9 protein-coding genes and 4 pseudogenes are annotated in these 14,512 nt (G+C 69.3%); 7 read left to right on the forward strand and 6 right to left on the reverse strand.

Translation table 11 applies throughout. The features are described from left to right. Nucleotides 1-86: 86 nt before the first annotated feature. The 3 genes and pseudogenes from ligD to BMG07_RS45055 form a co-directional block, all read right to left on the reverse strand. A pseudogene (gene ligD, locus BMG07_RS26700) lies at nt 87-2,640 on the reverse strand (DNA ligase D). Nucleotides 2,641-2,663: 23 nt separating this feature from the next. Next, the gene (locus BMG07_RS26705) at nt 2,664-3,635 is read right to left on the reverse strand and encodes a Ku protein (protein ID WP_198087072.1); all 972 of its coding nucleotides are present in this window, start codon (nt 3,633-3,635) and stop codon (nt 2,664-2,666) included. A gap of 75 nt (nt 3,636-3,710) precedes the next feature. Continuing rightward, nucleotides 3,711-4,709: pseudogene (locus tag BMG07_RS45055) on the reverse strand (succinylglutamate desuccinylase/aspartoacylase family protein). Nucleotides 4,710-4,862: 153 nt separating this feature from the next. On the opposite strand from BMG07_RS45055, the gene BMG07_RS26715 reads away from it, so the two are divergent. Beyond that, the gene (locus BMG07_RS26715) at nt 4,863-5,072 is read left to right on the forward strand and encodes a hypothetical protein (RefSeq protein WP_269759407.1); all 210 of its coding nucleotides are present in this window, start codon (nt 4,863-4,865) and stop codon (nt 5,070-5,072) included. On the opposite strand, the gene rpe is transcribed toward BMG07_RS26715, so the two are convergent. Next, complete coding sequence (gene rpe, locus BMG07_RS26720; RefSeq protein WP_198087073.1) at nt 5,062-5,757, reverse strand: ribulose-phosphate 3-epimerase; 696 nt, start codon at nt 5,755-5,757, stop codon at nt 5,062-5,064. The two genes, BMG07_RS26715 and rpe, sit on opposite strands and share 11 nt — an antisense overlap. 60 nt (nt 5,758-5,817) lie before the next feature. Between rpe and apaG the strand changes: the two genes are divergently transcribed. The 5 genes and pseudogenes from apaG to thiL all read left to right on the forward strand — a co-directional run bounded on the left by apaG (nt 5,818) and on the right by thiL (nt 11,704). After that, nucleotides 5,818-6,213 carry a Co2+/Mg2+ efflux protein ApaG gene (gene apaG / locus BMG07_RS26725; protein ID WP_198087074.1) on the forward strand — a complete coding sequence of 132 codons (396 nt, stop codon included), beginning with the start codon at nt 5,818-5,820 and terminating at the stop codon, nt 6,211-6,213. Between the two features lie 53 nt (nt 6,214-6,266). Further along, a pseudogene (locus tag BMG07_RS26730) lies at nt 6,267-8,239 on the forward strand (site-specific recombinase). Next, nucleotides 8,236-9,507 carry a cation:proton antiporter gene (locus BMG07_RS26735; protein WP_198087075.1) on the forward strand — a complete coding sequence of 424 codons (1,272 nt, stop codon included), beginning with the start codon at nt 8,236-8,238 and terminating at the stop codon, nt 9,505-9,507. The pseudogene BMG07_RS26730 and the gene BMG07_RS26735 overlap by 4 nt, the downstream one beginning before the upstream one ends. A gap of 80 nt (nt 9,508-9,587) precedes the next feature. Then, entirely contained in the window at nt 9,588-10,715 is a 1,128-nt protein-coding gene (locus BMG07_RS26740; protein ID WP_198087087.1) for a YbdK family carboxylate-amine ligase, read from the forward strand. Between the two features lie 32 nt (nt 10,716-10,747). Further along, complete coding sequence (gene thiL / locus BMG07_RS26745) at nt 10,748-11,704, forward strand: thiamine-phosphate kinase (protein WP_198087076.1); 957 nt, start codon at nt 10,748-10,750, stop codon at nt 11,702-11,704. Between the two features lie 24 nt (nt 11,705-11,728). Here thiL and BMG07_RS26750 read toward each other — a convergent pair. Beyond that, a pseudogene (locus BMG07_RS26750) lies at nt 11,729-12,438 on the reverse strand (DUF3053 domain-containing protein). A gap of 34 nt (nt 12,439-12,472) precedes the next feature. Continuing rightward, nucleotides 12,473-13,369, reverse strand: coding sequence for a LysR family transcriptional regulator (locus tag BMG07_RS26755; protein WP_198087077.1), 897 nt, complete (start codon nt 13,367-13,369; stop codon nt 12,473-12,475). A 98-nt stretch (nt 13,370-13,467) separates the two neighbouring features. Here BMG07_RS26755 and BMG07_RS26760 point away from each other — a divergent pair, with 98 nt between their 5' ends. Next, nucleotides 13,468-14,490, forward strand: coding sequence for a tripartite tricarboxylate transporter substrate binding protein (locus BMG07_RS26760; RefSeq protein WP_198087078.1), 1,023 nt, complete (start codon nt 13,468-13,470; stop codon nt 14,488-14,490). The last annotated feature ends 22 nt before the right edge of the window (nt 14,491-14,512 follow it).

Consider the following 14,512-nt stretch of genomic DNA (forward strand, 5'->3'; position numbering starts at 1 on the left):
CACCCAACGAGCGCTGCTCGGTGGTCGAGGCCGTCGTGCCCCCACCCCGGCCCTCCCCCGGGAGGGGAGGGAGAAATACCCTGGGGCTACTTGATGCTGTAGCCGAGCAGCTTCATCGCCGGAGCCAGCCCCTTGCGGCTGCGCTCCATCACATCCCACGGCTTGTTGCCGATGCCGAAGCGTTCGGCCGCATTGCCGACGTTCCATTGATCGGCACTGGTCAACACCGCCAGCTCATCCCACCCCAGCGGCACCGACACCCCCAGCCCCGGCCGCGAGCGCGCCGACCACGCGCTCACCGTGGTCGCGCCGAAGCCATTGCGCAGGTAGTCGACAAACACTTTTCCCACCCGGTTGCGCGGCCCGCTCTTTGCAACGAAGCGCGACGGAATGGTCTCGGCGAGGTGCGCCACCACCGCTTGCGAAAACCCCTTGACCGTGTCCCAGTCGTACTGCCGCCGCACCGGCACCACCACGTGCAGCCCCTTGCCGCCGCTGGTCTTGAGGAACGAAGGCAGGCCCAGTTCGTCCAGCAGCGTGCGCACCAGCATCGCGGCCTCCTGTATCTGCTGCCACGCAACGCCCTCGCCGGGGTCGAGGTCGAAGGTCATGCGGTCGGGCTTGCCGATGTTGCGCGAGGTGGCGTTCCAGGTGTGCAGCTCGATCACGTTCATCTGCGCGGCGCCCAGCAGGCCGGTCTTGGTGTCGATCTGCAGCAGCGGCTCGTGGCCCGGGTCGAGCGCGGGGTCGAGCAAACGCACGCCGGGGATCTCTCGGTTCTGCAGGTGCTTCTGGAAGAACAGCTCGCCGCCCACGCCTTCGGGCGCGCGCACCAGCGACACGGGCCGCCCGCGCAGGTGCGCCAGCATGAGCGTGGCCACGCTGTCGTAGTAGGCCGCGAGCTGGCCCTTGGTGATGCCGCTGTGCTTGTCGATCACGCGGTCGGCATGGGTGATCTTGAGGGCCATGGGCTTGGCTTCTCCTTTCGTCTGCTCTGGCTCCGGCCCGGCGTCGATCTCGCTCGCCGCCTTCGGCCGTTCGCGCCGGATGTCGCGCGCGGGCTTGTCGGCGCGCAGGCCCTGGAACACGGCCTGGCGCACGCGGTCTTCGCGCGTCCACTCGCCGAACGAGACCTCGGCCACGAGCGCGGGCTTGACCCACTGCGCCTTCACGCCGCGAGGCACGGGCGTGAACGGGCAGTCGTCGGTGGCCAGCTTGTCGAGCTTCGCCTTGATGTCGGCCAGGCGGTTCGCGTCGAAGCCGGTGCCGACGTTGCCGCAGTAGCGCAAGCGCCCCGTGGCCTCGTCGTGCACGCCCAGCAGCAAGGCGCCGAAGCCGGCGCGCGAGCCCTTGGGCGCCGTGAAGCCGCCGATCACGAACTCCTGCCGTTGCTGGTTCTTGAGCTTGATCCAGTCGGGCGAGCGGCGCGACACATACGCCGAGTCCTTGCGCTTGCCGACGATGCCCTCGAAGCCGATGCGCGCGGACGACGCGAGCAGGTCGCGCGGTGAGGCGTCGAAGGCTTCGCTCAGCCGCAGCGGCGCGGGCGGCCTCTTGCCGAGCAGCTTCGCGAGCCGCGCGCGGCGCTCCTCGACGGGCATGTCGCGCAAGTCTTCGCCACCGAGAAAAGGCGCGTCGAACAGCCAGTAGACGATGGCCGATGTCGCGCCTCGGTCGAAGGCGTTCTGCAGCGCCTGGAAGTCGGGCGCGCCGTTCTCGCCTTCGACGGTGATCTCGCCGTCGAGCCAGGCGGCATCGGTCTTCAGTTGCGCGAGCGCCTTGGCGAGCGCGGGCAGCTTCGCGGTCCAGTCGTGGCCGTTGCGCGTGAAGCAGCGGACCTTGCCCTTGTCGATGCGCGCGAGCAGCCGGTAGCCGTCGAACTTGAGCTCATAGAGCCAATCGCCGGGCGATGCGGGTGGCGACGCCGCGAGCGTGGCGAGCTGGGGCTGCAACGTGGCGGGGAGCGCGGCCTTCTTTGCAGCGACGGCCTCTTTCTTGACGGCCGCTTTCTTGACCGTTTTCTTGACCTTTTTCTTCGGCGGCTGGTCCACCTCGTCCACGCCGCGCCCGGTCAGCACGCTCGCGGGTTGCTCTTCGAGCACGTCGTAGTCATCGAGTGCGCGCGCTCGGCGTCGCGCTCCTTGATCAGCAGCCAGGGCTCATGCGATTCATCGCCCTTGCCGTGCATGCGCACCAGCGTCCAGTGGCCGTGCAGCTTCTCGCCGCGCAATTCGAACTTGAGCTTGCCGGCCGCGAGCGACTTGCGCGCATCGCCGTCGGGCAGCCAGTCGCCTCGGTCCCAGACGATGACGGTGCCCGCGCCGTACTGCTTGGGCGGAATGGTGCCCTCGAAGCCGGCATACGAAATGGGGTGGTCCTCGACATGCACGGCCATGCGCTTCACCGTCGGGTCGAGGCACGGCCCTTTCGGCACGGCCCAGCTCTTGAGCGTGCCGTCCAGCTCCAGCCGGAAGTCGTAGTGCAGGTGGCTCGCGTGGTGCTTCTGGATGACGAAGGACAACACGCCCTTGCCCCGCCGGCCGCCGGTCTTGGGCTCCGGCGTGCGCGTGAAGTCGCGCTTGCGTGGTAGCGCGCCAGCGCCTTGCGCGCGGCAGAGGTGGTCGATGCGGTCGTGCCCATGGCGGCGTCGCGGCGTCCCGGCGTCAGGCGGCGCGGCGATGGCGCACCGGGGCCTTGCGCGCGGCCTTGGCGGCGGGCTTGCGCTTCTTCGCGGCGGCCTTGGGCGGGGGCGCTTCTTCTTCGTCTTCGTCCTCTTCATCGGCCGCCGCCTTGGCCGTCTTGCCGCCGCCCTTGCGCAGGCTGCGCTGCAGCAGTTCGGTCAGGTCGATGATCTTGGCGCCGCGCCCTTCGCTCGACTGCGACTCCTCGGGCTCGGGCTGCGTCACGGTCTCGGTCTGGCCGGCCTTCACCTTCTTGTCGACCAGCCGCAGGATCTCGTCCTTGAACTCGTCCTTGAATTCGTTCGGGTCCCAGTCGGCGCTCATGTCGTCGACCAGTTGCTTGGCCATCTTGAGTTCGCGCTCGCTCAGGCCGGCCTTCTTCGCGTCTTCGGAGGGCAACGGCAGGTCGGTCCAGGGGCGGATGTCGGCGCCCCAGCGCAGCAGGTTCAGCACGAGGCCGGGGCCCACGGGCACCAGCACCGCCAGGTGCTGCTTGGTCTGGATCACCACGCGCGCCACGCCCACGCGCTCGCTGCGCTGCAGGGTCTCGCGCAGCAGCGCATACACCTTGGCGCCGCGGTTGATGGGCGCCACGTAGTAGGGCCGCTCGAGGTAGACGAACGGAATGCCGTTGGCCGGCACGAAGGTCTCGATCTCGATGGTCTGCGTGGTCTTGGGGTAGGCGGCGGCAATTTCCTTGTCGCTGAGCACGACGTATTCGCCGTCCTCGTACTCGATGCCCTTCACGATCTGCTCGCGCGCGATCTCCTTGCCGGTCTTCTTGTTGATGCGCTTGTAGCCGACCGGGTCCATGGTCCGCTTGTCGAGCCAGTCGAAGTCGATGCCGTGGTCGGTGGTGGCCGAGTACAGCGCCACCGGGATGTGGACCAGGCCGAAGCTGATGGCGCCCTTCCACAGGACGCGCGGCGCGGGGGCTTTTTTCGAGACGGGCATGGGCACACTCCTTCAGGCTTGGAATGTGCGCCGCCCGTGCGCGCGGGCGGTGTAGGAGCGCGGCCCCAGCCGCCGTCAGGTGGCGCCGGCCACCGGGCCCAGCTGGCGTTCGCTCGGGCGCGCGAAGTAGAACCACTCGCGCCCGGCAGCGCGAGTGCGTTGGGGAACACGATGAAGCCGTCTTCGGGCGCGCTCAGCAGCGTGCCGTCGTGGCGCATGCCGATGGGCTCGCCCTGCGCCACTTCGTCGAAGGTGGCCCAGTCGCGCACGAAGCTGTCGTCTTCGTGCAGGCGGTCGGTCACGCGAGCCAGGCGCAGCAGCTTGGGCGGTTGCGCGGGCGCGCCCGGCAGGCCCGGCGGCAGCGCGGCCATGCCCAACAGGGCGAGCGTGCGGCGAATGGCGCGCCATGCCACCTCGGGCGCTGCGGGTCCTGATGCTGGCCGCATTCGAGCGTCACGCCGTAGCCGCCGCAGCTGCGGATGTATTCGTTGGTGCCGCGGCCGAAGTCGATGGCGGCCTCGTCGGCCGGGGCGCCGCCCGCGCGCTGCGCCAGGCTGCGGCGTAGATGTCGAGCCAGCCCTCCACCACGATCGGCGTGCCGATGTGCAGCGCGAGCTGACCCTCTTCATAGGAGCGGGCAAAGGGCTCGAGCGTGCCGGTGTTGTCGCGCGGGCCGATCATCGAGAAGGCCTCGCCATCGCTCTGGAAGGAGTGCAGGTCGAGCAGCACCTCGTGGCGCGCGATCAGCGGGGCCAGCACGTTGGTGATGCGGGCCTCGTAGTCGGCCGGCGTGTCGCTGGGGCGAAACAGACGGTTCAGGTTGCGCTCGCCTTCGCGCTGCAGCCGGCGGCGCGCGAGCGGGTTGGCCACGGGCACCAGCGTGAGCTCGCCGCGTTGCAGTTGCAGCGTGCCGGCCTCGAACTCGGCCAGGATGCGCGCGATGCCTTCCGTACCGCAGGTTTCGTCACCATGCACGCCCCCCACCACGAGCAGCCGCGGGCCGGGGTTCAGCGAAGCGAAGGTGTGGATGCGAAGGCTGTCGGTGGCGGTGCCGGCCAGGGGATCGGAAGACATCCGGGGATTATTGCGGAGCCCCGTGACCGAATGCAAAGACGCCGCGCAATCCGAGGGGCGGCCGAGCCCCCGCCTACAGGGGCTGCCTTGGCTGTCCTACCGCATGGGTTGGCGGCCCGGGCGAGGCTGCGCTTCAAACACCAGGAGCCACGCATGAGCAAGACCAAGGTTCAACAGGACGGCGAGCCCGCGCCACGCCTGCCCCACGAGCACGACCAGTCGTCGGACAGCCAGCAGACCAAGGACAAGGGCCGACCGCCCGAAGTAGGCCGCAAGGCCCATGACGACGTGGAACGCGGCGTGGTCGACACCGACCGGGGCCCGGAGGCCGACCGCGTCTACAACGACAAGCTCAAGCGCTGACGACGCTGGCCAGCTGCTGGCGCATGTCGCCGATGACCGCGCCGTAGTCCTTGGCGTTGAAGATGGCGCTGCCGGCCACGAAGGTGTCGGCGCCGGCCGAGGCCACGCGCGCGATGTTGTCGACCTTGATGCCGCCGTCCACTTCCAGGCGGATGTCGCGCCCGCTCTGCTCGATGCGCTTGCGCGCCAGTTCGATCTTGCGCAGCGCCGAGTCGATGAAGCTCTGGCCGCCGAAGCCGGGGTTCACGCTCATGATCAGGATCAGGTCGATGTCGTCGATCGCCCAGTCCAGCGCCTCCAGGCCCAGGCCCGGGTTGAACACCAGGCCGGCCTTGCAGCCCGCGTGCTTGATGGCCTGGATGCTGCGGTGCGTGTGGGGCGAGGCGTCGGGGTGGAAGCTGATGTAGTCGGCGCCCGCTTGCGCGAAAGACGCGGCCAGCGCGTCGACCGGCTGGACCATCAGGTGAACGTCGATCGGCACCGGCGTGCCGTCAGCGGTCTTGGCGTAGGGCTTCAGGGCCTGGCAGATCATCGGGCCGAAGGTCAGGTTCGGCACGTAATGGTTGTCCATCACGTCGAAGTGGATCCAGTCGGCGCCGGCCGCGATCACGTCGGTCAGTTCTTTGCCGAGGTGCGCGAAGTCGGCGGACAAGATGGAGGGCGCGATGCGAAACGGGGTGCTCATAACCCTTGATTCTCGCAGCCGGCGGAAGTCCGACCAAAGGCCTCCGTTACCATGCGCCCCATGTCACACAGCCCCTTCAGCGTACAGGTCGAACCGCGCTACCTGGCCGACCAGTCGTCCGCCAAGGACAACATCTACACCTTTTCCTACACGATCACCATCACGAACACGGGTTCGGTGGCCGCGCAGCTGATTGCGCGCCATTGGCTGATCAACGACGCCTCGGGCCATCCGCAGGAGGTCAAGGGCCTCGGCGTGATCGGCCAGCAGCCGCTGCTGGCACCCGGCGAATCCTTTCGTTACACCAGCGGTTGCAGGCTGCAGGCGCCCAGCGGCACCATGCACGGCAGCTTCTTCGTGGTGACGGAAGAAGGCGAGCGCTTCGACGTGCCCGTGCCGCTTTTCGTGCTCGAAGCCGACATCGACGGCACCCCGGTCTCGCGTGTCCTGCACTGATGCCCTGAGCACGGACAGCACCCTTTTCTTCTTTTTCTCCCCCGCCCCCCGACATGGCTGCCGCTTCGCGCGACTTGCAGGGGCTGCTTGCCGGCCTCGACCCGACGGCCGATGTGGCGCAACGCCACATCTGGCTCATCAATATCTTCGACTGGCTGCGCGGTGACCGCGCCTCGCCCCAGGCGGCCATGGGCCGCGTGCAACTGCTGCTGGACGCCATCGAGGCGCGCCCCGAGCTGCGCGAGCGCCTGCGCGCCTGGTGGCGCGCGTTCACGCAGTCGGTCGACCTGACCACGCTCCTGGCCGACTACGGCTTTGCGCCGCGAACCGCCTTCGCCAGCGAGCTGGGCGAGCGGCTGCGCCGCAAGATCCTGCCCGGCACGCCCGAGACCACCGACGCGTCGGACCTGTTCCGCATGGTGCTGCCCGGCGTGTTCGACGCCGGCTGGATCGCGCTGCTCGACGAAACGCAGCTCGCGCGCATCGGCGCCCTGCTGTCCGACGCGGCGCTGGACGACGACGGCGCCCCGCGCTGGCGCCACACGGTGATGGACGCCGTCACCTACTGCGGCAGCCAGGTGGTGGCCGCCGGCTTCTCGCCCGAGCTGCGCCTGCGCATGAGCCCCGAGCTGGGCGCCGCGCGCCCGTTCCACGCGCTGATGGCCGACCTGGACGAACTGCGCGAGCAGATGTTCGCCCAGCCGCGCGACGACGAGGCGCTGCAGGCCGCCTTCGTGGCCTTCCGCGACCGGCTGGAGGCCTGCCGCGCCGTCACCTCGTCGGTCTATACGCACCTGGAAGACAACGGCATTTCGGTCGGCCTGGTGTTCCGGCTGCGCCAGCTGCGCGAGCGCGTGCTGCGCATCCGCGAGCTGCTCGACTGCCTGATGACGCCCAACGCCGCGCCCAGCATGGCACGGCTGATCGGCCGGCTGGTGCTGGCGGGCGGCGAGCGCAACAGCATCCGCGCGCTGATCGCCTCCAATTCGTCGATGCTGGCCGCCAAGGTGACCGAGCGCAGCGCCGAGACCGGCGAGCACTACATCACCCGCGACCGCGCCAGCTACGCGCAGATGGTGAAAAAGGCGGCCGGTGGCGGCGCGCTCACCTCCATCACCGTGCTGCTGAAGTTCGGCATCTACGCGCTGGGCCTGTCGGCCTTCTGGAGCGGGCTGGCGGCCGGGCTGATGTACGCGGCCAGCTTTGTCGCGATCCAGCTGCTGCACCTGACGCTGGCCACCAAGCAGCCCGCCATGACGGCGCCGGCGCTGGCGGCGCGGCTGCGCGACATCAAGTCGGACGAGGCGGTGGGCAGCTTCGTCGACGAGGTGGCCAACCTCGTGCGCTCCCAGGTGGCGGCCGTGCTGGGCAACGTGCTGGTGGTGGTGCCGGCCATGGTGGCGGTGGCGCTGCTGGTGCAGCTGGCGCTGGGCCGGCCGCTGCTCGACGCGCCGCACGCGGCGGCCACGCTGCATTCGCTGTCGCTGGCGGGCCCGACCGCGCTTTATGCGGCAATCACCGGCATCCTGCTGTTTTCGGCCAGCATCATCGCCGGATGGACAGAAAACGCCTTTGTCCTGCACAGACTGGACTCCGCCATGCGTTACAACCCACGCATCGGCGCTTTTCTGGGCGCCGCACGGGCTCGCCGCTGGGCCGACTTCATGCGCACACACATCTCGGGCTTCGCCTCCAACATCTCGCTCGGACTCATGCTCGGCCTCTTGCCTGCGTTCGCGGGTTTCTTCGGGCTCGGGCTGGATGTGCGCCACGTGACACTGTCGGCCGGGCAGATTGCCGCGGCCGCGGCGTCCACGGGCCTGGCGGTGCTGCAGCAGCCCGCGCTGTGGTGGGCGGTGGCGGCCATTCCGGTGATCGGCGCGCTCAATGTGAGCGTGAGTTTCTATTTCGCTTTCCGGCTGGCGCTGCGCGCGCACAGCGTGAGCTGGGTGACCGCGCGCGCATCCGCAGCGCGATCTGGGCCCGCTGGCGCAGCCGGCCGGTGAGCTTCTTCCTACCTGCATGAATCTGACGAGCTTCTTCAACGATCTGCTGGGCTTCTGGTCCGAATGGGTGCGCCCCTCGGCCGGCCTGCCCACCGTGCTGTGGTCGCTGCTGCTGGCCGCGGCCGCGGCGTCCGGCCACCTGGTGCAGCGCTACCTGGGGCTGCCCAAGGTCATCGGCTATTCGCTGGTGGGCGCCGTCGTCGGTTTCGCCGGCTTCGAGGGCGCGATCTGGCCGCTGCGCGGCCTGAGCCTGTTCTTGCTGGAGCTGGGCGTGGCCGTGGTGCTGTTCGAGGCCGGCGGGCGGCTGCCGCTGCGCTGGTTCCGCCACAACCCGATGGTGCTGGTGCAGAGCCTGCTCGAAGCCACGCTCACCTACTTCGGCGTGTACTGGGTGCTCACGCTGCTGGGCCTGCCCGAGCCGGTGGCAAACCCGATCGCGCTGATGGCCATCGTGGCCTCGCCCGCGGTGCTCAGCCGCGTGATCATCGACACCCGCGCCGCCGGCCCCGTGACCGAGCGCGCCATGACGCTGGCCACGCTCAACACCTTCTACGCACTGGCGCTGGGCTACGCGCAGGCCGGGCTGATCGAGCGGGCGCCGCAGACGCTGCTGCAAAAGCTCTATCCGGTGGGCGTGGTGCTGGGCCTGTCGTTCGTGGTGGGCGCCATCATGGCGCTGGCGCTGCGCTCGGCCCTGCGGGTGATGAGCCCGACCAGCGAGAACACCTCGATATTGCTGCTGGCCATCATCGCGGCCGGCGCGGCGCTCACGGCGCACGTCGGCGGCTCGGCGCCGCTGGCCGCGCTGATCGGCGGCGTGCTGCTGAAAACGCTCAACCCCAAGCCCTGGGCCTGGCAGCGCCAGCTCGGCACGGCGGCTTCGCTGCTGACGATGCTGATGTTCGTGCTGGTGTCCATCGTCGCCGCGCAGGCCGACTGGACCTTGCCGGTGGCCAGCGTGGTGATCGCCGTGATCGGCGTGCGCCTGATCACCAAGATCGCCGGCGTGGCCATTGCCAACCCCGGCAGCGGCGCGAGCTGGAAGCAGGCCTTCTGGGTCGGCTGCGCGATGTCGCCGCTGTCGTCGATCGCGCTGCTCATCGCCTCCAATTTCGCGACCGCCTCGCCCCTGCTGGGCACCATGATCACGCAGGTGGCCCTGCCCTCGATCTTGCTGATGGAGGTGGTGGGCGCGGTGCTCGCCACCGTGGCCATCCATGCGGTCGGAGAAAGTTCGGTGCCCTGGGCGCCCCAGGCCTTCAGCACCACCGAGGACACCCAGCGATGAGCGCCCCGCAGAACACGCCCCTCGATCCCGACAGCGACGACGTGCGCTCGGCCCCGCTGCCCGCGGACCCCGAGAGCCGCATGGTCAAGCTGGAGCCCTTCAACAAGTCGGAGGCGCTGTCGCTCGGCGTGGAGCTGGAACTGCAGCTCGTCAACACGCACGACTACGACCTGGCGCCCTACGCCGAGGACATGCTGCGCCTGATGGCCCAGACCCCGCTGCCCGGCAGCGTGGTGCCCGAGATGACGTCGAGCATGATCGAGATCTCGACCGACATCTGCCACTCGGCGCAGGACGTGATCACGCAGCTGTCGCCGATCCGCGAGGCGCTGATCCGCAATGCCGACAAGCTCAACATCGCGGTGGTGGGCGGCGGCACGCATGCGTTCCAGCAGTGGCACGAGCGGCGCATCTACGACAAGCCGCGCTTTCGCGAGCTGTCGGAGCTGTACGGCTACCTGTCGAAGCAGTTCACCATCTTCGGCCAGCACGTGCACATCGGCTGCCCCGACGCCGACGCGGCGCTGTTGATGCTGCACCGCATGTCGCGCTACATCCCGCACTTCATCGCGCTGTCGGCGTCGTCGCCGTTCGTGCAGGGGCAGGACACGCAGTTCGATTCGGCGCGGCTGAACTCGGTGTTCGCGTTCCCGCTGTCGGGCCGCGCGCCGTTCACGCTGAGCTGGAAGGAGTTCGAGGCCTACTTCGAGCGCATGACCCGCACCGGCGTCGTGCGCAGCATGAAAGACTTCTACTGGGACATCCGCCCCAAGCCCGAGTTCGGCACCATCGAGATCCGCGTGTTCGACACGCCGCTCACCGTGGAGCGCGCCGCCGCGCTCGCAGGCTACGTGCAGTCGCTGGCCGCGTGGTTCCTGCAGGAGCAGCCTTTCGAGCCCACCGAAGACGACTACCTGGTCTACACCTACAACCGCTTCCAGGCCTGCCGCTTCGGCCTGGACGCGGTGTATGTCGACCCGGCCAGCGGCCAGCACATGCCGCTGCGCGACCACATCCTGATGACCATGACCCAGCTCGAATGGCACAGCGAGGCGCTGAACGCCACGCAGGCATTGGGCGAGCTGCGCACCAGTGTGGAAGCCAACCGCAACGACGCGCGCTGGCTGCGCGAGAAGCAGGGCAAGGAGCGGCTGCTGGCGGAGGTGGTGCGGCAGGCGGCGCTGCGGTTTCGCGGCGCGGCGATCTGAGCCCCCCGCACTGTCGTTATGCTCACACCCCCATGGGTGAATTCGACCTGATCACACGCTATTTCAAACGCCCCGCCACGCGCTCCCCGCTCGGCGTGGGCGACGACTGCGCCTTGCTCGCGCCCGCGCCGGGCATGCAGCTCGCGGTGTCCTCCGACATGCTGGTCGAGGGCCGGCACTTTCTCTCGACCGTCGAGCCGGCGCGGCTCGGCCACAAGGCGCTGGCGGTGAACCTCAGCGACCTCGCGGCCTGCGGCGCGAAGCCGCTGGCCTTCACGCTGGCGCTGGCGCTGCCTGGCGTGGACGAGCCGTGGCTCGAAGGCTTCTCGCGCGGCCTGTTCGCACTGGCCGACGCGCACGGCTGCGAGCTGGTGGGCGGCGACACCACGCGCGGCCCGCTCAACATCTGCATCACGGTGTTCGGCGAAGTGCCGGCGGGCGCGGCGCTGCTGCGCTCGGGCGCGCGCGCGGGCGACGAGCTGTGGGTCAGCGGCACGCTGGGCGACGCACGGCTGGCGCTGGAGGTGTTTCGCGGCACGGTGTCGCTGTCGGCCGATGCCTTCGAGGCGGCGCGCGCGCGCATGGAGCAACCCACGCCGCGCGTGGCGCTGGGGCAGGCGCTGCGCGGCATCGCCACGTCGGCGGTGGACGTGAGCGACGGACTCATCGGCGACCTGGGCCACATCCTCGCGTCGAGCAAGGTGGGCGCCACGCTGGACGCCGATGCGGCCACGGCGCTGATCGCCGCCGAGGCGCCCGGCCTGAGCGCCGCCCTCCTGCGCACCTGCGCGCTCTCGGGCGGCGACGACTACGAGCTGGTTTTCACCGCGCCGACCTCCGCGCGCGCCGCGGTCGAGCAGGCCGGCCGCGACAGCGCCACGCCGGTGACGCGCATCGGCCGCATCGAAGCCGACGCGGGCCTGCGCATCGTGGATGCGGCCGGCGCGCCGGTGTCACAGCGCTTCGGCTCGTTCGACCACTTCGTCTGATGCGTTGTGGCCGCGCGGCTGCGCTCAGGAGCCGCGCACCATCGCCTGCATCTTTCGCTGCGCGGCGTGATGGCGCTCGACTGGCCGTTGAGCTGTTGCAGCATCTTGTTGAGTTCCGCCTGCACGGCGGGGTCGGTCACGGTGATCGTGGCGCCCGAAACCTGGATCTTCGACTTGTTCTTCTCGAGGAAGTCGCCGATGGCCAGCGCGCTGTCGAACACGCTGTCGAGCGCCGGGAACACTTCCTTGAACGTGGCCGCGGGCACGGTGACGGTCTTGTCGTAGGCCTTGTCGTAGACCTGCTTCAGGTCGTCGGGCTGCTTGAGCTGCGCGTGCGCGGCATCGGCCTTGGCGGTCTGCTGGTCGAGCGCGGTGCGCAGGCCGCCGAGCCCGTCCTTCGCGGCCTTGAGGTCGTCGCGGCGCGCGGCCAGGTCGGCCACGGAGCGCAGCGCGCCCTTGGCCATGATCTGCGTCATGGGCTGGCTCACCGACTGGTTCATGCCTTCGTTGAAATCGGTGATCACCGCGAAGTGCCGGGCGTAGTCGCCGAACGCGGTCTTCTCTTCGGGCGTGAGCGCCGGCACGCGCAGGCCGGGCTTGTCGAGCACGCGGGTCTGCAGGAAGGCGATGAAGGCGGCGCGCTGCTCGGCCTCCTTGTTGCCGCAGGCCACCAGCGCAAGGCTGAAGGCCAGGAGGAGCGACAAAGCCCCGAGACGTCGAATGAAAGTTCTCATGGGCAGGGCCCCCTGTGTTGTTATCGGAAAAAAATTATAGGGAGCGCTTCAATGCCTCGATGAAGGCGCGCGCCGCGGCCGAGAGCGAGTGGCCGCGCTTGGTGACGATCGAGATGTCGCGCGCCACGCGCGGCGCGCTGAGGATCTTGATGACCAGCGACGGGTCGGCCTCGGCGCGCGCAAAGGCCGAGGGCATGATCGACGCGCCCATGCCGGCGGCCGTCATCCAGATCGCGGTCGACAGGAACGACACCTCATTCACCACGTCCAGCGCCACGCCCGCGTCGGCCGCGGTGCCGTCGATCAACGGCCGCACGCCGTAGCCCGGCCGCACCGTGATGACGGGGTGGCCGCCCAGGTCGCTCCAGCGCACCACGCGCGGCTTGGCCAGCGGATGGTCTTCGCGGCACACCAGGGCCAGGTGGTCGCGCATGAGGCGCTGCACCTCGACCTCGGCACCGGGCCGCTCGGGCGTGCCGATGCCGAAGTCCACATGCTCGCCGATGATGCGCGAGATGAACTGGTCGGGCGCGCAGTCGTTCACCAGCACGCGCACGCCCGGATGCTGCTCGCCGAACGCGCGGATCGCGTCGGGCAGCAGAAAGCCCGCGAGCGTGGGCGTGATGGCCAGCGTCACGCGGCCGCGCTCCAGCGTGGCGAGTTCGCGGAAGTCGTTCGACAGCGAATCGACGTCGCGCAGGATGCGCTCGACCGTGACCATCATCTGCTCGGCCGCCGCCGTGGGCTTGAGCGAACGCGTGGTGCGGTCGAACAGGCGAGTGTCCAAACCTTCCTCCAATTGGCGGATCAGCATGCTCACCGCCGACTGCGTCACGAACAGCCGCTGGGCCGCCGTGCTGAGCTTGCGCAGCTGGTAGACCGCGAGGAACGCACGCAGCTGGCGGATCGTAGGACTGAAGTTCGCATTCATCAGGAAAGATGATATTTGATTCGAAATTTCTTGATTTACGAATGAATCCTGCCATCGTTCAATCCATGACAAACACCAAGCACATTCAAGGAGTCTCGATGACAGCATCCTGCGCCCGTGGGGCCAGCGCGCTTCGTCGGCAGTTGCTGCTGACCGCCGCCTGCACCCTGCTGGGCGGCGCGGCCTTCGCGCAGGCGCAGGCGCCGTCGTCTGTCACCGCGGACTTTCCCAACAGGCCGATCCGCATGGTCGTGACCTTCCCGCCCGGCGGCAGCGCCGACGCGGTGGTGCGCATGCTGGTGCCGCGCCTGAACGAGAAGCTGGGCCAGCCCGTGGTGGTCGACAACCGGCCCGGCGCGGGCGGCAACGTGGGCCTGTCGCTGGTGGCCAAGGCGCCGGCCGACGGCTACACGCTGGGCCTGGGCGCGGCCGGCGCGCTGACCGCCAACGTGAGCCTGTACCCGCAGATGCCCTTCGACCCGGTGAAGGACTTCAAACCCGTGGCCATGGTCGCGGCCACGCCCTTCGTGATCGTGGGCCATCCGTCGATCGGTGCGCGCACGCAGCGCGAGCTGATCGCGCTGGCCAGGGCCAAGCCGGGCACGCTGTCGATCGGCCATGGCGGCAACGGCACGGCCATGCACCTGTCGGCCGCGCTGTTCGCGCAGATGGCCGACGTGAAGCTGGTCGAGGTGCCCTATCGCGGCTCGGGCCCGGCGGCCCTGGACGCCATCGCGGGGCAGATTCCGCTCGCGCTGGTCGACCTGCCGGCTTCGCTGCAGCAGATCAAGGCCGGCAAACTGATCGCCTTCGCGGTAACGAGCGCGCAGCGCGTGCCGATGCTGCCCGACGTGCCCACGGTGGCCGAAGCCGGCCTGCCCGGCTACGACTCCACGGGCTGGTTCGGCGTGGTGGCGCCGGCCGGCACGCCGGCGCCCATCGTGGCGCGGCTGAACGCCGAGATCAACGCCGCCCTGGGCGACGAGCAGATCAAGACCTCGATGCGCAACCTCGGCGCCGAGCCCGCGCCGGCCTCGACCGAGGCCTTCGAGGCTTACATCCAATCCGAGACGAAGAAGTGGGCCCAGGTGATCCAGACCGCCCACATCCGGCTCGACTGACCCCGGTTTTTTCTTTCTCCAG

Source organism: Variovorax sp. E3, from assembly GCF_016082275.1.
In the GTDB taxonomy this organism is placed as follows: Bacteria; Pseudomonadota; Gammaproteobacteria; order Burkholderiales; family Burkholderiaceae_C; genus Variovorax.

Coding starts and splice junctions, on each gene's coding strand:
- rpe (WP_198087073.1), bottom strand. CDS start 5,757: ATGAGCACCCCGTTTCGCATCGCGCCCTCCATCTTGTCCGCCGACTTC.
- BMG07_RS26760 (WP_198087078.1), top strand. CDS start 13,468: ATGACAGCATCCTGCGCCCGTGGGGCCAGCGCGCTTCGTCGGCAGTTG.
- apaG (WP_198087074.1), top strand. CDS start 5,818: ATGTCACACAGCCCCTTCAGCGTACAGGTCGAACCGCGCTACCTGGCC.
- thiL (WP_198087076.1), top strand. CDS start 10,748: ATGGGTGAATTCGACCTGATCACACGCTATTTCAAACGCCCCGCCACG.
- BMG07_RS26755 (WP_198087077.1), bottom strand. CDS start 13,369: ATGAATGCGAACTTCAGTCCTACGATCCGCCAGCTGCGTGCGTTCCTC.
- BMG07_RS26705 (WP_198087072.1), bottom strand. CDS start 3,635: ATGCCCGTCTCGAAAAAAGCCCCCGCGCCGCGCGTCCTGTGGAAGGGC.
- BMG07_RS26740 (WP_198087087.1), top strand. CDS start 9,588: ATGGTCAAGCTGGAGCCCTTCAACAAGTCGGAGGCGCTGTCGCTCGGC.
- BMG07_RS26735 (WP_198087075.1), top strand. CDS start 8,236: ATGAATCTGACGAGCTTCTTCAACGATCTGCTGGGCTTCTGGTCCGAA.
- BMG07_RS26715 (WP_269759407.1), top strand. CDS start 4,863: ATGAGCAAGACCAAGGTTCAACAGGACGGCGAGCCCGCGCCACGCCTG.